General features: G+C 51.9%; 13 protein-coding genes and 1 riboswitch. Of the genes, 6 read left to right on the forward strand and 7 right to left on the reverse strand.

From position 1 onward, the window contains the following. Positions 1 to 611 precede the first annotated feature (611 nt). Positions 612 to 3938: a PAS domain S-box protein gene (locus tag R2103_RS02895; RefSeq protein ID WP_317530039.1), complete on the forward strand. Its 3327-nt coding sequence runs from the start codon at positions 612 to 614 to the stop codon at positions 3936 to 3938. Between the two features lie 33 nt (positions 3939 to 3971). Here R2103_RS02895 and R2103_RS02900 read toward each other — a convergent pair whose 3' ends face one another. The 6 genes from R2103_RS02900 to R2103_RS02925 all read right to left on the reverse strand — a co-directional run bounded on the left by R2103_RS02900 (position 3972) and on the right by R2103_RS02925 (position 12595). After that, the gene (locus tag R2103_RS02900) at positions 3972 to 4661 is read right to left on the reverse strand and encodes a thiopurine S-methyltransferase (RefSeq protein ID WP_317530040.1); all 690 of its coding nucleotides are present in this window, start codon (positions 4659 to 4661) and stop codon (positions 3972 to 3974) included. Then, the gene (uca, locus tag R2103_RS02905) at positions 4658 to 8266 is read right to left on the reverse strand and encodes an urea carboxylase (RefSeq protein WP_317530041.1); all 3609 of its coding nucleotides are present in this window, start codon (positions 8264 to 8266) and stop codon (positions 4658 to 4660) included. Before uca ends, R2103_RS02900 begins: the two co-directional genes overlap by 4 nt. 27 nt (positions 8267 to 8293) lie before the next feature. Next, positions 8294 to 8953, reverse strand: coding sequence for an urea amidolyase associated protein UAAP2 (locus R2103_RS02910; protein ID WP_317530042.1), 660 nt, complete (start codon positions 8951 to 8953; stop codon positions 8294 to 8296). Further along, a complete protein-coding gene (locus R2103_RS02915) occupies positions 8950 to 9675 on the reverse strand; it encodes an urea amidolyase associated protein UAAP1 (protein ID WP_317530043.1) in 726 nt (241 codons plus the stop codon). Before R2103_RS02915 ends, R2103_RS02910 begins: the two co-directional genes overlap by 4 nt. Positions 9676 to 9699: 24 nt before the next feature. After that, positions 9700 to 11136, reverse strand: a complete 1437-nt coding sequence (locus R2103_RS02920; protein WP_317530044.1) for an APC family permease — start codon at positions 11134 to 11136, stop codon at positions 9700 to 9702. Between the two features lie 62 nt (positions 11137 to 11198). Beyond that, a riboswitch (guanidine-I (ykkC/yxkD leader) is annotated at positions 11199 to 11304 on the reverse strand. A gap of 298 nt (positions 11305 to 11602) precedes the next feature. Then, positions 11603 to 12595, reverse strand: a complete 993-nt coding sequence (locus R2103_RS02925; protein WP_317530045.1) for a VWA domain-containing protein — start codon at positions 12593 to 12595, stop codon at positions 11603 to 11605. A gap of 454 nt (positions 12596 to 13049) precedes the next feature. Between R2103_RS02925 and R2103_RS02930 the strand changes: the two genes are divergently transcribed. The 3 genes from R2103_RS02930 to R2103_RS02940 all read left to right on the forward strand — a co-directional run bounded on the left by R2103_RS02930 (position 13050) and on the right by R2103_RS02940 (position 17269). Continuing rightward, positions 13050 to 14267 (forward strand): alanine--glyoxylate aminotransferase family protein, encoded by a 1218-nt coding sequence (locus tag R2103_RS02930; protein ID WP_317530046.1) that lies wholly within the window; start codon positions 13050 to 13052, stop codon positions 14265 to 14267. Between the two features lie 130 nt (positions 14268 to 14397). Beyond that, on the forward strand, positions 14398 to 15372 hold the full coding sequence (locus R2103_RS02935; protein WP_317530047.1) for a glycosyltransferase family 4 protein: 975 nt from the start codon (positions 14398 to 14400) through the stop codon (positions 15370 to 15372). A 1-nt stretch (position 15373) separates the two neighbouring features. Then, on the forward strand, positions 15374 to 17269 hold the full coding sequence (locus tag R2103_RS02940; RefSeq protein ID WP_317530048.1) for a nucleoside-diphosphate sugar epimerase/dehydratase: 1896 nt from the start codon (positions 15374 to 15376) through the stop codon (positions 17267 to 17269). A 69-nt stretch (positions 17270 to 17338) separates the two neighbouring features. On the opposite strand, the gene R2103_RS02945 is transcribed toward R2103_RS02940, so the two are convergent. Next, positions 17339 to 19111: an ABC transporter transmembrane domain-containing protein gene (locus tag R2103_RS02945; RefSeq protein ID WP_317530049.1), complete on the reverse strand. Its 1773-nt coding sequence runs from the start codon at positions 19109 to 19111 to the stop codon at positions 17339 to 17341. A gap of 112 nt (positions 19112 to 19223) precedes the next feature. Between R2103_RS02945 and rfbA the strand changes: the two genes are divergently transcribed. Both rfbA and rfbC read left to right on the forward strand, forming a co-directional pair. Further along, complete coding sequence (gene rfbA / locus R2103_RS02950; protein WP_317530050.1) at positions 19224 to 20141, forward strand: glucose-1-phosphate thymidylyltransferase RfbA; 918 nt, start codon at positions 19224 to 19226, stop codon at positions 20139 to 20141. After that, a complete protein-coding gene (gene rfbC, locus R2103_RS02955) occupies positions 20141 to 20686 on the forward strand; it encodes a dTDP-4-dehydrorhamnose 3,5-epimerase (RefSeq protein WP_317530051.1) in 546 nt (181 codons plus the stop codon). The genes rfbA and rfbC overlap by 1 nt, the downstream gene beginning before the upstream one ends. The last annotated feature ends 4 nt before the right edge of the window (positions 20687 to 20690 follow it).

Here is a 20690-nt window from a genome sequence, read left to right on the forward strand (position 1 = left end):
AATAGGGATTAAAGGGCCTCGTCATAAAATCATTCATCGCACAAGCTACGGTCGAATGTAAAAACATCTTCCTCAGTAAAAGTATCACGACAATTTTTACATTCCGGCTTCGATATTTCTATCGATATTGCGATAACTGATTTTAAGTTTAATACCTACTGAGTACCTTTGAAGATGAAAACAGAGAGGAAATATACCCTTATATTCAAATTATGCTTGTGACATTTGTCACATACGGGTGTAACCTCGATGTAAAGATTCATTAACAGATTAATTTAAAAGTATTTACATGTTGAAATTGGTAGATTGGATGATTTACCGTTAAATACGTTCAACGCGGTGTATTTTCAGCACTGGCCAGCTTTTGCAGCATTTATGCCGTGCCGCTGAGTATGGTAGCGCTGCTTTGATGCCGGTCACCGGTTTTTGCGGCGAGTGATAATAGCCGTTAATTCCACCCATTTCTATAGGATGAATTCCCTATTTTTTAACAACTGCATATACGCTATAATTCGCAGGCATTTGTATTTTAGAGAGAAATTTTATCTCTCGATATCCGAAGATTGAGCAACAGCACGACTCCGAATTTTTTCTTATTGTAAGTTCATTGCATGAATAGTGATGGTTTTGTTCCGAAGGATCCTTTAGATTGTGATACAGCAATTCCCGCTTCGATTGTTCTGAGTGAAAAACAGTTGAGAGAATTGTTCGATGATACGAAAGATTTAATTCAGAGTGTTGCACCGGATGGCCGTCTTCTTTTTGTCAATCGCGCCTGGCGCGAAGCGCTCGGTTATACAGCCGGCGAAGTGGCAACATTGACTATCTTCAATATCGTTCATCCCAGCCACCATGTGCAGTGTCAGGAATTCATTCAGCGGATCATGGCGGGAGAAAATACCGGATTGATTGAGATCCCTTTTCAGACTAAGGATGGGCAAACCATCATGGTCGAAGGCAATGTCAGCTTGTACGTTGCAGATGGTCAGCCGGTTGCGACGCGCGGCATTTTCCGGAATATTACCGGACGCAAGGCGGCCGAAGCGGAAAGCCTGGCGCTGAAGCAAAATCTCGAACACACTGTAATTCAGCGGACTGTCGAGCTGCAAGCCAGTGAAAAGCGTTTCCGTAATTTGGTCACCAGCATACCGGGCGCAGTGTATGAATTTTGTGTCGATGCCGCCGGATGCCGTTCACTTCCCTTCATGAGTGAAGGCATTGCCGATTTGATTGGGCGCACTGCGGCTGAATGCATGGCGGATGTTGAAATTTTGTTTCAAATGATACCCGGCCATGCGGTACCGGCTTTGGAAAAATCCATCCGGGATTCCATGGAAAAGCTGATCCCCTGGTTTTATGAGTTTCCCGTGCAAACTTCGTTCGGAGAGAAATGGTTGCGTGGTCATTCGATACCGCAGCGCGAGGCGGATGGCAATACGCGCTGGCAGGGTGTCTTTGTCGATATTACCCGGCAAAAACAGATGGAAATCGCGCTGCGCAATAATGAGCAGCTTTTCCGCAGTTTGACCGAAGCCTCGTCAGTCGGCATCTTTCGCACCGATGCGGCGGGTAAATGTTTATATGTGAATGAACGCTGGTGCCATATGACCGGTCTGGATGCCAGTGCAGCGGCAGGTCATGGATGGATTGCAGCCATTCATCCGGAGGACCGGGAAAGAGTCATCGCGGAATGGAATGAAGCAGTGCAGTGGCAACAGCCGTTTATGTGCGAATATCGTTCTCAAACTAAAGAACAAACAACGGCCTGGATTCTGGGGCAAGCACAGGCGGAACGCGATCAGAATGGCGATGTGCGGGGGTTCGTCGGCACAATTACCGATATTTCCGACCTGAAAATGAAGGAAGCCGAATTGGCGGAATCGCGCAATCTGCTGAAAACGATCGTCGATACGGTTCCGGTACGGATTTTCTGGAAGGATAAGCAGTCGTGTTACCTCGGTTGCAATCCTATTTTTGCGCGAGATGCCGGGATGGCATCACCGCAGGAGATTATCGGTAAAGTTGATTACGATCTGAGCTGGACAAAGGAACAAGCCGATCACTACCGTAATGACGACAAGTGGGTGATCAGTTCGGGAACATCCATGCTGTATTACGAAGAACCCTTGAACAATGCCGCCGGTGAAAAGCTTTGGATAGAGACTTCCAAAGTGCCGCTGCTCAGTACCCAGGAGGAAATCATCGGCGTGCTCGGAATTTATCAGGATATTTCCAAGCAAAAGCAGGCGAGTGACTCGATGCGCCTAGCGGCCGCGATTTATCAGTCGAGCAATGAGGCCATTATGGTCATGGATGAGAACAACCGGATTATTCAGGTTAATCCCGCCTTTACCCGCATGACCGGCTACGAGATGGCGGATGTGCTGGGTAAAGATCCGGCCATGTTCCGCTCAAACCGGCACGATGAAGCCTTTTATCAGGAAATGAAGCGCAAGCTTCTGGATGAGAGCCATTGGCAGGGGGAAATCTGGGATCTGCGCAAGGATGGCTCGATTTATGCCAAATGGCTCAATATCAGTGTGATCCGTCATCCATCCGGGCATGTTCATTATTACGTTTCGCAGTTTTCCGATATCACTGAGAAAAAGAAAAAAGACGAAATCATTCTGTTTCAAGCTAATTACGATCCATTAACCGGATTGCCCAACCGTAATTTGTTTAAGGAACTGCTGGATCAGGAAATCAAGAAGTCGCAGCGCGGCAAATCACCGTTGTCGTTATTACTGATGGACTTGGATCATTTCAAGGATATCAACGATACGCTGGGGCATGACAAAGGGGATGAACTGCTGAGAGAAGTGGCTTCGCGCATTAAATCCTGTGCCAGTAAAACCGATATCGTTGCCCGTTTGGGCGGGGATGAATTTGCGATTATTCTGTCGAAGTGCGGCGACAATAAGGCGGCGGAAACGATCGCGCAGCAGATTACACAGAAACTGAACAAACCTTTTAAACTCCGGCATAACCGGGCTGATCATTACATTTCCACCAGTATCGGTATCGTTTTTTATCCGCAAGACGGCGCCGACCGGAAAAGCCTGATGAAGCATGCGGACCAGGCGATGTACGCAGCGAAACTGGAAGGGCGTAACCGTTTTTGCTACTTCACCCCTTCCATGCAACAAGCGGCACATGAAAAAATGCTGTTGATGCAAGATTTGCGGCAGGCCATCGTCAAGAACGAACTGCGTGTTTATTATCAGCCGATCCTGGAGTTGTCCAGCGAACGCATCGTCAAGGCCGAAGCGCTGCTGCGCTGGAATCATTCGAAACGAGGCATGATCAGTCCGGCTATCTTCATCCCGCTGGCGGAGGAAAGTGGTCTCATCCTGGAAATCGGCGAAATGGTATTCCGGGAATCGATCGATCTAATCGATCAATGGCGGAAAAGGCTGGGTTATATCATACAAATCAGTGTGAATATTTCGCCGGTTCAGTTCAAACACATGAACGATTACCGCTGGCTCGACAGTCTGATCCAGCTGGGACTGCCCGGCGACTGCATCAACGTGGAAATTACCGAAGGCTTGTTGTTAAAGGATTCCGCCGTGGTGCAGCAGAATTTGCTGGAACTTCGCAATAATGGTATTGAAGTCTCCATCGATGATTTCGGCACCGGGTTTTCCTCGTTATCTTATCTGAAAAAATTCGATATCGATTTTCTTAAAATCGACTACTCCTTTGTGCATCAGTTAATGGGCAATGCAACCGACCGTGCGCTGGTGGAGGCTATCATCGTCATGGCGCATAAACTGGATATCAAAACCATCGCGGAAGGAGTTGAAACCGAAGCGCAGCAGGATCTGCTGACGCATTTCGGCTGCGATTATGTGCAGGGCTTTCTTTATTCGGTCCCGGTTCCCCAGCAAGAATTTGAACAATTATTGATCGACCAGGAAAACCGCAAAAAAGCGTAAGTTGACCAGCAATTCTGACGGTCTGCCGCAATGTCACCGCGCGAATGTTTTCAGCAGAACCGTGCTTTCCTCCAAGCGGCTGACTCCGCGCTCCCGGAAACGCGGATTTTGTGCCAGCACATTGTGCTGCGACAGCAGGGTAATTCCGGCATGCGCCCGGAACAGCGTGGTTACTTCATGCAAGGATACCGCAAAGGGCGGGCCGTTCATTTCATACTGCGGATAGTCGAGTGTGATGAGCAGGATTTGCGTATTTGCCGGAACAATCCGCAGAAGATGCTCCACATAACGTTTACGCAGATCGGGCGGTAACGCGATGAACGCGGCGCGGTCGTATACGGCGCTGACATTGCACATGTCTTCTGTACTCAGATCGAAAAAATCGCCGCACAAAATAGCGATATCATCCGCTTCCCAGCGCGTGAAGCGGCCATGCGCATGGCTCTGGGCTGTCAAAGCGTTTTCGCTGAAAAATGCCTGCGCCGCCGTGGCGCTTAACTCGACACCCCGCACTGCATGTCCCTGTTGACGCAGCCATAGCATGTCCTGACTTTTGCCGCACAGCGGCACGAAGACGGTACTGTCACGGCTTAGTTGCAACGTGTGCCAGAACTCAAGCAAATACGGATTGGTCCCGTTCTGATGAAAACCGGTGTCATTCCGCTCCCACCGTTCCAGCCAGTATGTTTTTCTGCTGTGTTCTTGCGGATTATCGTCAATCATGGCGCAGTCTTCTTCAGTACCGCGAGCAATTGCCCGGCGGAGACACCATCCCCCTGGCGGCACAGAATGCGTTCGACGGTGCCGCTGAGCGGAGCTTCCACGGCAATTTCCATTTTCATCGCTTCGATGACGATCAACACATCACCAGCCTTAACCTGCTGGCCTTCCTGGGCCAGTATTTTCCACACGGTGCCGGTGACTGGCGAGGCGATGGCGTGACTGCCCTCGGGTAAATCCAGCTCGCTTTGCGCATCGGCTTCGTCGAGATCCGATTCGCTGGCGAACTCCATTTGCCCGTTGATGCTCCAGCGCTCGCGCTCGGCTTCAAAGGCGGCTTGCTGCCGGGTTTTGAAGTCATGGATTGCCGCTTGGTTTTGTTGCAGAAACAGGTGATGTTGCTGCAAACTGAACGTGGTTTCTTCAACGCGCAGTTGAAATTGCCCGCGGATAAAATCCTTGCGCAGTTTCAGCAGCTCGCTTTCGCTGACCGGATAAAAACGGATCTGGTCGAAGAAACGCAGCAGCCAAGGTTTGCCATCTTTAAAGTCGGCGGTTTGACGGTAGCGGTTCCACACTGGCAGCGTGCGTCCGACGAATTGATAACCGCCCGGGCCTTCCATGCCGTAAATGCACAAATACGCGCCGCCGATACCCACGGCATTTTCCGGCGTCCAGGTGCGCGCCGGATTGTACTTGGTGGTGACCAGGCGATGCCGCGGATCGGCCGGTATCGCGACCGGCGCGCCCAAATATACATCGCCCAAGCCTAGAATCAAGTAACTGGCGTCAAACACGATCCGATGCACCGCTTCGATACTATCCAGTCCATTGATACGGCGGATGAATTCGATATTGCTCGGACACCACGGCGCATCGTTGCGCACCGATTGCATGTATTTCTCGATCGCCAAGCGTGTCGCCGCATCGTCCCAGGATAGCGGCAGGTGCACGATGCGCGACGGCACCGACATGCTGGCGCTGTCCGGCAGCGATTGTTCCGCGGCGAGCAAGGTTTGCAGCAGGCTGTCGCGCGGCAGAATTTGCGCGTCGAAATGAATTTGCAGCGAACGGATTCCCGGCGTCAGATCGATAATGCCGGGCAAATTGGCGTGTTGCAGCCATTCCATCAAGGCATGCGCGCGAAAACGCAAATCCAGATCGAGCACCATCGGGCCATATTCCACCAGCAAGTTACGATCGCCGGATTGGCGGTACGTCACTGCCATTTGCTGCGGGCCTTCGGCGATCTGATGCAGAATCGGGCTCGGCAACGTTGCAATCGCACCGCTGGATGCTAATGCGGGCGGCGAACGCAACAACCGGATCGATTCGTTCTGCTGTTTTTCCAGCGTTTGTGCTTGTTCCATGGTCAGCGGGCGGAAACGGATCTGGTCGCCCGGTCTGAGTTGTCCGACCTTCCATAATTCAGCATGAGCCACGGTTACGGGACAAACGAAACCGCCCAGACTCGGGCCGTCCGGCCCCAGAATGATCGGCATGTCGCCGGTAAAATCGACCGCGCCGATGGCGTACGCCGTATCGTGAATATTAGACGGATGCAAACCGGCCTCGCCGCCGTCGCTACGCGCCCACTGCGGTTTCGGGCCGAGCAAGCGCACACCGGTGCGGCTGGAATTGTGATGCACTTTCCAATCCGTGTTGAAGAACGTTTCAATATCCGCATCAGTGAAAAAATCGGGCGTGGCGTGCGGGCCGTACAACACACCGATTTCCCATTGATGCGTGTAGCAAGGGATCAATTCCGCTGCCAGCACGGTTTGCGCCGGTTCATATTCCGCTGCGATGTGCAGCACATCGCCCGCCCGCAGCGCACGCCCGGCATGGCCGCCGAATTGCCCCAGCGTGAAAGTCGATTTGCTGCCCAGATAATCCGGGACTTGAAATCCGCCTTGCATCGCGAGGTATGCCCGGCAACCCTGATTCTTGATCTTGCCGAATTGCAGAATGGCTCCGGCTTTGATTTCGTACGATTGCCATAAGGGCAGCGGCTCGCTGTCCAGATAGACTTCAATCGTCGCGCCGGTCACGGCGATGAGGCAATCGCTGTTGAAACGCAACGTTGGGCCGGTCAATGTGATTTCCAGCGCTGCTTTGTCTGTGGAATTATTGACCAGCCGGTTGGCCAGGCGGAAAGCGAGCGCATCCATCGGCCCGGAGGGCGGCACGCCGATTTGCCAGTAGCCGAGCCGTCCGGGGTAATCCTGCACGGTGGTTTGCACGCCGGGGACTAAAACATCCAGGGTATGCGCATGGTAGTGAAAGCCATTGAGAAAGCCGGTGGTGTAATGGCCGTTCTGAAAAGCGGTGCTGTGCAGAATTTGCTGCAAGTAATCCAGATTGGTTTCGATCCCCTGCAACGAACTGCTTTCCAATGCACCCTGCAATCGCGCGATGGCTTTTTTCCGGTCTGGCGCGTGCACGATGATTTTTGCCAGCATCGGATCGTAAAACGCGGATACATCGATGCCGAGTTCGACCCAGGTTTCAACGCGTGCCGATGCGGGAAATTCCGCTGCGGTGAGTGTGCCGCTGGAAGGTTGAAAGTCTTTGGCCGGATTTTCGGCGTAAACCCGCGCTTGAATCGATACGCCACGGGGTTCGATGGTAAAGGAATCAAGCGGCGGCAAATCGCCCGCGGCTTGCCGCACCATCCATTCCACCAGGTCAATGCCGGTTACTTCCTCGGTCACGCCATGTTCCACCTGCAAGCGCGTATTGACCTCGAGAAAATAAAACTGGTTGCTGGCGGCGTCAAAGATATATTCCACCGTGCCAGCGGATTGATAATTGACCGCTTTGCCGAGGCGTACCGCCGTGTCCAACAAGGCTTGACGGAGTTGCGGCGTCAGGTGGGGCGCGGGTGTTTCCTCGATGACTTTCTGATTGCGCCGTTGCATGGAGCAGTCACGTTCGCCCAATGCGACGACTTGGCCGTGACCATCGCCAAAGATTTGTACTTCGATGTGGCGTGCCTGGTCGACAAATTTTTCCAGGAACAAACCGGCATCCTTGAAATTATTTTGCGCGAGATTCTTGACCGACTCATAAGCACCGCTGAGCTCATCTTGGTTCCAGCACAAACGCATGCCGATGCCGCCGCCACCGGCGGTGCTTTTCAGCATCACGGGATAGCCGATATGCTTGGCTTGATGGCAAGCATCGTCGAGATTCGCCAGCAAACCGGTGCCGGGCAACAGCGGTACCTGGTTTTCCAGCGCCAGTGCCCGGGCTGTGTGTTTCAGGCCGAACGCACGCATTTGCTGCGGAGTAGGGCCGATAAAACAGATGCCGTGCGCTGCACATTGCCCGGCAAAATCGGCGTTTTCGCTGAGAAACCCGTAACCGGGATGAATGGCCTGCGCGCCGGATTGCTGCGCGATGGCCAGGATCTTATCGGTGCGCAGGTAACTTTCAGCCGCGATACCGTCACCGATGCAATAAGCTTCATCGGCCTCATTGACATGCCGCGATAATGCATCGGCTTCGGTGTATACCGCGATGCTGGTGACGTTCATGCGGCGCAGCGTGCGGATGATGCGGCAAGCAATGGCGCCACGGTTGGCGATGAGCACTTTATTGAACATACGATCCTCCGGAATCTGAAACTGACGTTAATCCCAAATCAGTAAACGTATCGGTGTCGGATTATAGGCATTGCACGGATTGTTCAGCTGCGGACAATTCGAGATCAATACCACGACATCCATTTCCGCGCGCATTTCGACATACTTGCCGGGGGCCGAAACACCATCGGCAAACTCCAATTCGCCCGTTTCCGTGACCGGCACGTTCATGAAGAAGTTGATGTTGCTGGGCAGGTCGCGCTTGCTCATGCCCAATTGCTGGCACAGCGGATCGTGTGCCAAGGCATGCAGAAAATTGTCGCGGCAACTGTGCATCGGAAATTTTTCCAAGGCATAGCGCACCGTGTTGCTTTCCGCCGCGCAAGCACCGCCCAGGGTGTCGTGCCGCCCACAGGTATCGGCAACGATTGTGAGCATGACGTTGCCGGAATTGGAATACAGCTTGCTGCCGGTGGTCAGATACAGTTTATTCTGCCGGTTGATGGTATCGGTCGCGCTGTAGCGCTCTTGCGCATCGTGCGCATTGTAAAACAGCGTGTCGACCGCTTGATTGCCTTCCAGATCGACAATACGGAATGTTTGTCCGCGTTTGATTGCTTTGACCCACGGTTCACCGGCCGGGCAGATTTCATTGATCACCGCTTGTCTGGGATCGAGCTGGCTTACAAATAGAGTAGAGGTATTCATTTTTCACCCTCGCAATAAAAGTGTTGTGCGTTCTGCAGTGCGCGAATATTTTCGGCGATATGCAGGCATTCGCTGGCAGCATCCGATGGTGTATCAAACAGTTCCAGATTAACCGCGCCGGGTTGATACGGCTTTCCCGGATCCAGCGGATGCGGCGCGGCGGACAATATCATCAGGGTATTCATGACAAAGCTGAGGTCGACATAATCGCCTGCTTTGCTGTGATTGACCTGATATTGCAGTTCTCCCAAGTGATCGGCAGTCACTTTGCTGAAAAAATTGATATTGGCGACGACATCGCGCATGCCCAATCCCCATTTCCCGAGTTCGATCAGCACGCCATCCAAGCCGCTGCGGAACATGTCATTGCGGTGTTCCTGATAACGTGCGGTGCCATATTTTTGCTGGATCAGATTGGCATCGCTCAGACCGCATACGGTATCGTTCCAACCGGCGGTATCGGCTGTGATGCAACAAAATATCCGTCCCATATCGGAATGGCACGCATGGCCTTTGGTGAGGCGGAAAGTATGCTGCGATTTCAGGGTGTCCGCCATGTTATAGCGCTCCAGCTTTTCTTCCTGATTGAAGAATAGCACAGCAGCATTCGCGCCTCCGCTGACATCGGTCAGACGCAGCGTGGTACCGCGGCGCACGATGCCGGACCAGTGGCATCCGCCTGGGATTAGTTGTTGCCAGATGATGTTATTTTGCTGATTCATGATGAATTCCTTATAAAAATGGATTTATTGGGATTGCATCCATTTCTTGCACAGTATATAGAGGGTTGTGATGGTTAAAATACTGCTCAGCACCAGTGGTGTCGCCCATAACTGCCACCACGGCGCGTCAGGAGAAATCGCATAGGGGCGCGGCCAGGCGATATTGATGAGTTCAAATAGCGACCAGATAAACGCCAGGCCATTGATGATCAGTCCCCATGCACCCAGTTTTAATTCGCCCAACGCGGGATTCCATCGCCCTGTGAGCCGGGCGAACAAGGCAAAGCCCGTGGTGAACGTGAACATGGCGTATAAACCGCCAGTACCGAAAGCGATGATGGTGGCCACGGCATCGTCATTGAGCCCGAAAATCAATCCGCAACCCGCCAGCAGAACGGTAAAGAGAATCGCATTGCGCGGCGTTTTGCTTGCCGTGACTTGACTCAATACCGCGGGCATATTGCCTTCGCGCGCCATGGAAAAAACAATGCGCGAGGTGTATTTGACCATGGATGCGCCGCAGGCCAAGAAAGCCGTCATCACGATAGCCAGAAACGGTTTTTCAAACCAAGCGCCGATGCTGCTGGCGATCAGCGGCGTGACCGGATCGGTGGTATGGCTGGAATTTCTCAAGGTGTCATGCTCAAAAGCCAAAATCAGCGCAGCTGAATTGAACAAGACGACTGTGCCGACAACGAGTAGCGACATGAAAATGGCGCGAGGAACCATGCGCTTCGGTTGATGCGTTTCTTCCGCAGTGGTGGAGCAGGCATCGAAACCGATAAAAGCCCAACCGGCAATGGCCAGTGCCGCCAGAAAAGCCGCCGTTTCACCGGGCGCTGTGCCGGTACCCATATGCTGGAACAATTCCATGACAGGATGCTGGCGGAAGAAAAAAAATAATAACAGCGCCACGCCGAATGACCCGGCAACTTCCGCGTAAACGCCCAGTTTGATCACCAGATTGAAAATACTGACCGGGGCGAGATTGAGGAGCGTGCAAAGCAGCAGAAACAGAGCGCCCCACAGTACCATCATGCCGCCGCCGTCACTTGTCGAGCCGCAAAAAGTGGCCAACCAGAAGCCGCCGGTATACGCGGTCGTGGTGACCATGGCGATGGTGGAGCAAATGTAAATCACACCGGCATATTGCCCGGCGATGGCGCCGCCGAGTTGCCGCGCCCACTTATAGGCGCCGCCAGCAATCGGGAACTGTGAAGATAATTCGGCGTAAACGGTAGCCACCAATAACTGCATGAGCAAGCAAACCGCCAGCGCGGCAAACCAGCCGCCACCGGCGACCACCGTTTGCACACCGATGATGGCGTACAGTCCGGCCACCGGTGAAACCACCGCAAAACCGAGCGTGAAACTGTGCCATACACTCATGCTGCGGCTAAGCGTATCGCTTGTCACAGGGGCATTTTGCGAAGCAGAGATTTGTTTTGTTGAACCTGACATAACCAGTCTCCATACCAAAGGGTTTAGCGGGATTGTAATGTACTTCGAGCACATTACGCTTAATCTCCCGGGCTTTTATCCCTCCGTGGAGCCTCGTTATCGCGAGACCGGAAACTCTTGGACCTGACGCCGTTGACTGCACCGGCCGGAACCCTAGTTTCCCATTGCGTTACCGCTTTTTGAGTTGTCTATGCCGCCAATCGTTCAGTGAGCGTTTTAGAAAGCGAGTAACGGACGGCATTTTAAGTTTGAATTTTGGAAAAAGCAATGGGAAGGTGTGAATTGTTCGGTTGTTGGGAATATTTGTCATTAAGGCACTGTCTTGTATATGAAAATATTGAATTGGGATGTTAGGGAAGCATTGGAGAGTTATAAAGCGGTTATGCTTGAAGCAGCATGAGCAACTGAGAAAATAAAGAAGCCGCACTGTTTAGAAGTGCGGCTTCAGTTTATGCTGCGCGTATGATCAAACAATGCGGCGGCGGTATGCACAGCCTACTAACAACAAGCCTAATCCGAGCATTGCATAGGTGCTGGGTTCCGGTACTGCGGTGAGGATCAGTTCTGCAGTGGCACTATTGCCCAACGTATCGTATGCAACGGCAGTAAACACATTAGCACCGAAGAATAGCGTAGCATCGGGTAATACGAAGTTGCCTAAGCCGTCGATAGCGATGTGGCTGATGAACGAGCCGTCATTCATCGTCACGTCTACGTAATCGATACCCACTAGGTTGCCGGCTGTGCCATTGAACAGGTTAATCAGGCTCGTCAGGTCACTAGCATTAGTATAGATACCGTTGCCCGCCGTAGCGATGTTTTGCATAGTCACTGCGTCATGGCCAGGGATACCAACCGTGTGGATCGCATCGATACCTAAGCCCAGCGCGGCGGCTGCACTGGCGACCGGATTACCGCTGCTTACACCGTCGGATACCACCACCATCATTTGGGTGCGGCCGTCAGTGTGGTTGGGACCAGTAAGTTCGGTGCTCGCGCGATTAATACCGGCACCGATGTTAGTTCCACCCGAAGCATCAATTGCTGTGATTGCCGAGAGTACTGCAGCTGAGCCGCTGGATAGCGGTGTGAGTCCTTGCAGTAGCAGAGCATCACTGTCGAAATCGATAACACTTACCGAAGTGCTATCCACTGGTAGAGCGTTTACCAGTGCTGCCGAGGCTTCCTCCAACCAAGCATTACGGGATTTTCCGCTGCTTATAGTTCCCATACTACCCGAAGAATCGAGCACTAAGGCTAGGTCGAGGCCGGTGCCACCGATAATGCCACTAGCGTTGGCATTGCCAAACGGATTGACTATTTCGCCTACAGAATAGGTCGCCAGAGGAGAAGGTCCGGTCCACGATACCGCCACCGCGGCCAAGGATGCACTTGATGCACAAAATCCAACTGATGCTACCGCGGAAACCGCAAGCCAATGTTTAATAGTTCGTTTCATAAGAATACTCCTTTTGTTTTTTATTAATGGATGTTAGTGGTTTAAACAAACTCATTATTGTTAAGCCTTGTCATATCTTCCTGATCCATTCATTTACCTTTAGAATTACTAGGATGAATCATCTGATCAGGTTCAAAAAATGGTTTTTGATCATATCACTTCTATGCGGCAATGAGGTGCTCAGCGAGGAGGTACCCTCTTAATTGTGATTCAATACAACGCGCAGATTCTTAGGTCCGGCTAATTGGTCTTCGTTGCTTGCTTAGCTTAGATCTACTTCTTGCAATCAATTCATATTATTTCATTTTTCTTAGAATGATATGAAAATCTCTTAGCCTATCCATAAGGATAATTTATTGAGCACATCGTTGTTTATAGTAAACTCTGCGTTCACTTGTTAGAATCACCCTTTTTCAAAAATAAATCAGACTCTATTATTAATTTAGGATTGTTCATGAATACCGAAGATTTTCGCCCCGAAAAAGAAGTCAAAGTTTTTTATCCGCCGCAACGTGTTTTGATGGGACCTGGTCCGTCGGATACGCATGCGCGCGTGCTGAACGCCATGGCGCGTCCGACCTTAGGTCACTTGGATCCCGTTTTCACTGAGATGATGGAAGAAATCAAAGGCTTGATGCGCTATGCATTCCAAACCAAGAACCGCATGACCTTCCCGGTTTCCGGGCCTGGCTCGGTGGGTATGGAAATGTGTTTCGTCAATATGATCGAACCGGGCGATAAAGTCATCGTGTGCCGTAACGGCGTGTTTGGCGGCCGTATGATCGAAAACGTCGAGCGTCATGGCGGTGTTGCCGTGGTGGTCGACGATAAATGGGGTGAGCCGGTTGATCCGCAGAAAGTGGAAGATGCGCTGAAAAAGAATCCCGATGCCAAAATTGTTGCGTTTGTTCACGCCGAAACTTCTACCGGCGCGCAGTCCGATGCTAAAACATTGTGCGAAATCGCGCGCAAATACAATTGCCTGACCATCGTCGATACCGTCACTTCGCTGGGTGGAACGCCAATTCGAGTGGACGAATGGGGCATCGATGCGATTTATTCCGGCAGCCAGAAATGTTTGTCTTGTCCGCCGGGTTTGTCACCCGTGAGTTTCTCCGACCGCGTGACCGAGCTGGTTAAAAATCGTAAAAGCAAGGTGCATAGCTGGTTTATGGATATCAGCCTGCTGTTGAATTACTGGGGATCGTCCGCACGGACTTATCACCATACCGCACCAACCAATGCGCTGTATGGATTGCATGAATCCTTGCTGATGCTGGCGGAAGAAGGACTGGAGCATTCCTGGGCGCGCCATCGCTATAATTATGAGGCGTTAAAATCCGGGTTCGCGACATTGGGTATGAATTATGTGGTGAAAGAGGAACATCGCTTGCCGCAACTGAACTCTGTGTTTGTGCCTGCCGGTGTCGATGAGAAAGAAGTGCGCCGCCGCTTGTTGGATGAGTACAATCTTGAAATTGGCGCTGGGCTGGGAGATTTCGCCGGAAAAGTATGGCGTTTTGGCTTGATGGGTACCTCCTGCCGGGTGGAAAATGTGATTTTCTGCTTGAATGCGCTGGAAACCATACTATCTGACTTGGGTATGAAAGTGGAACGCGGTGCCGCAGCTGCAGCCGCTCACAAGAGCTATGCGGCTAAGCCTATGTTCTAAGGTTGTTTCAGGCTAGCTGAGTTGGTTCTTCCGATGCCACTTTCTTGTCATGCACGATGAGAAAGTGGATTATTTTTTTATTGATTCACCCCGGATAATCCGGTCACTAAAGTAGGTGTTGGATTTTCCCGTGACAATTATCACAGCGCCGCTGTTATCGTTTGTTTTATCATTCTTCTTCATTTTATGGTTGATTAAAAGAAAGGCGCGTTGGGGGCTGGATCATCCTAATGCGCGTTCGCTTCATACTGTGCCCGTACCGCGTACCGGCGGACTGGGCTTGTTATCGGGTGTAATCATCACATGGTTGTGTTTTTCCGTAGTGATTCCGCTAACCGTTTGGGCTGGTGTCGGTTTACTGATGGTAATATCATTGCTTGACGATATCCGGCATGTGCCGGTGTGGTGCCGGTTACTGGTTCACAGTATCGTTGCTGCGGTGTTTTCCGCGGTTCTTTTACTGGATGTCTACGGTTGGCTGACTGTGCTATGCGTTACGGCCGCAGTGATCTGGATGTCTAATCTGTATAATTTCATGGATGGTTCGGATGGGTTGGCCGGTGGAATGACGGTGATCGGGTTTGGATACTATGGTTTGTTTGCGTACTTGGTCGGGAATAACGATTTTGCCGTGATCAATTTTTCGATAGCGGCGGCGGCTCTGGCTTTCCTATGGTACAACTTTCATCCCGCGCGTATTTTCATGGGCGATACGGGTGCAGTCTCGCTTGGGTTTCTGGCAGCGGTATTGGGGCTATTGGGATGGCTCGATCAACTATGGTCGTTATGGGTGCCAGTGCTGATATTTTCACCGTTCATCGCGGATGCGACGGCAACGATAACCAAGCGCCTGATGCGCGGCGAGAAAATCTGGCAGGCGCATCGTGAACACTATTATCAGCGTATGGTGCAAAGCGGCTTGGGTCATCGCAATACTGCGCTTTTAAGTTATGCGCTGATGCTGGCTGTCGGCGGCAGCGCGGTCTGGGCAGGCGGACAGGATCTTACGGTGCAAAGCAGGGTCGCCATGGCCTGGGGAAGCATTTATTTGCTGTTCATGTTCCTCTCTGATTGCCACCGGAAATATTATTCCAACCGGGGATAGCATGCTTCTCAAAAAATACGGAATTCGCACATTCATTGCTTTCACCCATGATTTCATTGCGATCGCTGTGGCGTGGTGGCTGGCTTATTTATTCCGTTTTAATTTTGAAATTCCAGCTGACTCGGTTCAGTTGTTGCTGGAAATGCTACCCTGGCTGGTGCTGGTGCAAGGTGGCTTCTTTCTGTGGTTCGGATTGTATCGAGGGTTGTGGCGGTATGCCAGTCTGCCCGATTTGAAGCGGATTTTTGTGGCAGTGATGTCCGGCTCGATGACCGAGTTGCTGCTCCTGTGGTTGTTTGGTCTGCTGGCTAAAATTCCAGGGGCGGTGGCCGTGTTGGTGCCATTGCTGTTGATGCTGATCATGGGCGGCAGCCGTTTGATCTATCGTGCCTGGAAAGAGCGCCGGTTGTACGGCTTGGAGAGTAATGAAGCCAAACTGGTTTTGATCATTGGCGCGGGCAGCACCGCGGTGAATCTGGTCAAGGCTTTGACGGGAAGCCGGGAGTGGCATGTGGTCGGTATGCTGGACGACGATCCACGCAAATTGGGCACACGCTTGCAAGGGATCCGGGTGCTGGGCAGGATCGACGAGTTGCCGCACTGGGTGCACACCCTGAATGTCGAGCATGTGATTATCGCCACACCGTCGGTATCCCGTCAGATTCACCGCAAGGCTCTGGAAATGTGCTCGGAAATCGATGTGAAAGCGATGACGGTGCCGTCGTACGCGGATTTGATCAGCGGTAAGTCCATGGTGACGAGTATCCGTGAAATCCAGCTGGACGACTTGCTCGGTAGAGCGCCGGTGGTTTTGGACGATGACGGTCTGCACGGTTTGTTGACCGGAAAAGTCATTCTGGTGACGGGAGCGGGCGGTTCGATCGGTTCCGAGCTGTGCCGCCAGCTGGCCGCATTTGGACCGGATCGTATCGTTTTCCTGGAACTGAACGAATTTGCGCTCTACAGCATTCAGGAAGAATTTTTGCCGCGCTTTCCCGCGATGAAAATGTCGTTTGTGATTGGCGATATCAAGGATCGCGCGCGCATGATGCAATTGTTCGAGCAGTTCCATCCCGCTGTGGTTTTTCACGCCGCCGCTTACAAGCACGTGCCACTGATGGAAGAAGAGAATGCTTACCAGGCACTGCTGAACAATGTGTTGGGGACATACGTGCTGGCGCAGGTCGCGATCAGTTTCGCGGTGGAAAAATTTGTTCTGATCTCGACCGACAAAGCGGTCAATCCGGTCAGCGTCATGGGCGCCAGCAAACGCCTGGCGGAAATGGTATGCCAGGCCTTACAACAATCCATTGCGGCTAAGCAAAATCAACTGGACCGGAATAACCAATCGCGCCCGACTTGTTTTGTGATGGTACGTTTCGGCAATGTGCTGGGCAGCACCGGCAGCGTTATTCCGAAATTTCGCGAGCAAATTGCCAAAGGCGGCCCGATTACCATCACCCATCCGGAAATGACGCGTTACTTCATGTCCATCCCCGAAGCGGCGCAATTGGTATTGCAAGCGGCATTGATGGGCGGAACCAATGGCGGCGGGGAAATTTTCGTGCTGGATATGGGCGATCCGGTCAAAATTGTCGATCTCGCCAATGACTTGATCCATTTATCCGGATTGGGAGAAGATGATATCCGTATCGTTTTCAGCGGATTGCGGCCAGGAGAAAAGCTGCATGAAGAGTTGTTGTCCGCCAGCGAAAGCACATTGCCGACACCGCATCAAAAATTGCGTATTGCCCAAGCACGCCAAGTGGATGAGCAATGGCTGTCCGATATGACGGCGTGGTTGAACAAAATTTCGGTATTAAGCGATCAAGAAGTCCGGGATCAACTGGTGAACTGGGTGCCGGAATATAATAGTAAGGAATGGAACGGCAAGTAGTGCGCACCTGAATATCAGCGCGTCCTTGCATCGACGGAAGAAACGGCAGCGGGGCGAATTTGAATGGGGTTAAGTGTGCTGAGGACTGTCTGCTGCTCTTAAGCTTTCGGCAATACACCCATTTTCCAGCACAAAGATTCGGTCGATCTTTTGCAATTGCGGGATCGATGGATTGAAAATCAGCGTGGTGCGGTTTTGCATCAATTTTTCCAACACGGGCAGCAGATTTCCCGGATCGGGTTCCTGGGGAGTGAATAATTCATCCAGGATTAGGATGCGAGGGTCTTTCACGAATGCGCGCGCAATGGCGAGCTGCTGTAGTTGGTGCCGGGTGATTGCCGTGCCTTTGGCACTGATATCTGTCTGCAAGCCTTCGGGCATGTGCCGGACAAATTCGATGGCGTGTGATGCCTGCACGGCTGCGGTGATTTTTGCTTCATTGCTGCAACGCATCGCGCCATAGGCAATGTTTCCGGCAATTTTATCGTCGAGTAGAAAGGTATCTGTGGCAACCAAAGCGATGTTCGCGTACAAACGGTTTAATTGGATATCCGGCAGCGGCTGATCATTGAGTAAGATTTTCCCGCTGGCCGGTCGACGCAAGCACAGTATCAAATCGATCAATGCATTTTTTTCTTCCAGGGTATAGCTGGTAAACACCACGACCTCGCCCGGCCGTACGGTGAAATGCATGTGATTGAGAGTCGGTTTGGCGCCTGTGTCGTCTTCGTAACGTACTTGGTCAAATACCAGCTTGGCGCAACCCTGCGGAGTGCCAAGAGTGCCGCTATCCTGTTCGGATGGCTGATCGAGGAATGCAAAAATGGCTTCCAAAGTCGTTTGATCATGCTCCAGTTGTTTGGGTAGATTGGCGATGCGTTGTAGCGGCAGGATAAACAGCAATACGATGGTGATCAGCGCGCCGGTTTCGGGCAGATCGAGTGCGCCATTGATTGCTTGCAACGCGATAATGTAGGCTACGGCGAGCATAATCAACATCATGATGAGCTGACCTGCGGGAATCGCCATGGCCTTGATTTGCGTTTGTTGCATGTCGGCTTGATAGATCGCTGCGGAAATTTTGCCAAGACGTTGGCTTTCATGATGTTGTCCGCCGTCCAGTCTGATTTTTCTGTAGTGCGCGACGGATTGCGCTAAGTGTTCAATCAGATCGCCAACCGCTGGTGAGTGTTGATACTCGGGTTTATTGAAACGGCTTTGCGTCATTTGATGGATCAGCAGGATGAGCGGTATCGCCAGCAGGAGCAGGATGGCAAACTCTTGATTGAGACGCAACGTGCAAATCATTAATGCGATGATTGTCAGACAATCTTGCGTTAACCGGGCGAGGTGTCCGGCAGTGGTTTGCGCAATCGTGTTGATATGCGCTATCAGTGCGCTGGTTTGATGAGAATTGAAATGCGCGTAGCAATGGATGGGCAGCGTCAACAGCTTGTTAAAGAATTCCATGCGCAAATCGGCGCCGAGCTTGCCACCGGCTTTACCAGTGGCGTAAAGGCTGATATAACCCGCCAATCCGCGCGCGGCAAATACCGCAACCATCGTCAGTGACGTGGTTTGTATCAGCGATGGGTCTTGCAGGACAAATGCGCCTGCCAGCATGTGCTTAACGAGCAGGGGCAGAAACGCCAGCAATACCGCTACAATCAGCATGGCGGATAATGCCAGCAAGAGTAGCTTCCAGTAAGGCGCCAGTTTTCTGACTAAGCGATGGTAATGTTGCAAGTCGATCATAACGCACCATTTTACATGAACCGGCTGCGGATTCGCTGGTTGCTTGATGCGGACAATGGCGATTCGCGGCAGCAATGATCCCGGCATCGTGCAATTATCCGGAGCGTGAAGCGGATATAGTACAATCGCCATTCTTTTAATGAATGGATCCGGATGACAACGATGCATTGATGCGTTTTGAAAATCCGGGTTTTTATTTATGCCAATATTCAATACTTCCAAAACTCTATCCACGCTTCCACGGAGAAAAGGCATTGTGCTGGCCGGCGGTTCCGGAACGCGGCTTTATCCGGTGACGCAAACGATCTCGAAACAATTGCTGCCGGTATTCGATAAACCGATGATTTATTATCCGCTCAGCACACTGATGCTGGCTGGGATCCGGGATATTCTGGTGATTTCAACCCCGCGCGATGTCGGCAGTTTTCAGGAATTATTACGTGACGGAAACCAATGGGGCTTGAATATTTCCTATGCCGAGCAGCCATCTCCCGATGGCTTGGCGCAAGCTTTTCTGATCGGCGAATCGTTTATCGGTAACGATAATTCGGCACTGGTTTTGGGCGACAATATTTTTTACGGGCACGATTTCCATCATTTGCTGACGAGTGCGATGCAGCGCGTGCAAGGCGCAAGTGTTTTCGCGTATCACGTGCACGATCCGGAGCGCTATGGTGTGGTTGAATTCGATGCCGGTGGCAAGGTCGTGAACTTGGAAGAAAAGCCCGAACAGCCGAAATCGCATTATGCCGTGACCGGTTTGTATTTTTACGATGCCCATGTGGTGGATTACGCCAAAAGCTTGAAACCATCGGCGCGCAACGAACTGGAAATTACCGATCTGAATCGCATTTATTTGGAACATGACGCGCTCAGTGTCGAAATCATGGGGCGCGGCTATGCCTGGCTGGATACCGGCACGCATGAATCGTTGCTCGATGCGAGTCAGTTCGTTGCTACCATCGAGCACCGCCAAGGCTTGAAAATCGCCTGCCCGGAAGAGATCGCCTTCCGGCAAGGCTGGATCGATGCCGCGCAACTCGAAGCGCTGGCGCTGCCACTGGCCAAAAACGGTTACGGTCAATACCTGCAGCAAGTTCTGAAACGGGAGTTTTGATGAAGGCGACACCCTTGCGTATCCCCGATGTTTTTCTGCTGGAACCGCGTGTTTTCGGCGACGATCGGGGGTTCTTCTATGAAAGCTTTAATCAGCGTGCATTCGAATCCACCATTGGTAAGCCCGTCTGTTTTGTGCAAAGCAATCATTCGCGCTCCGCGCATAACGTGTTACGCGGCTTGCACTACCAGATCCAGCACGCGCAAGGAAAACTGGTGCGCGTCGTGGCGGGGGAGGTGTACGACGTTGCGGTCGATATTCGCCGTTCTTCGCCGACTTTCGGGCAATGGGTGGGAGAGATCTTGAGCGCGGAAAACAAAAAACAATTGTGGATTCCCGCTGGTTTCGCGCACGGCTTCGTGGTGTTATCCGATAGTGCCGAGTTTCTCTATAACACTACCGACTATTGGGCACCGGAGTTCGAGCGTTGCATCGTGTGGAACGATGAAATCTTGGCGATAAACTGGCCGATCTCGGGATCTCCGGTGCTATCCGGAAAAGACGCGCGCGGTGCGCAGTTTACTATCGCCGAAGTCTACGATTAGCAGG

The sequence above is a fragment of the Nitrosomonas sp. Is24 genome (assembly GCF_033063335.1).
Lineage (GTDB): Bacteria > Pseudomonadota > Gammaproteobacteria > Burkholderiales > Nitrosomonadaceae > Nitrosomonas.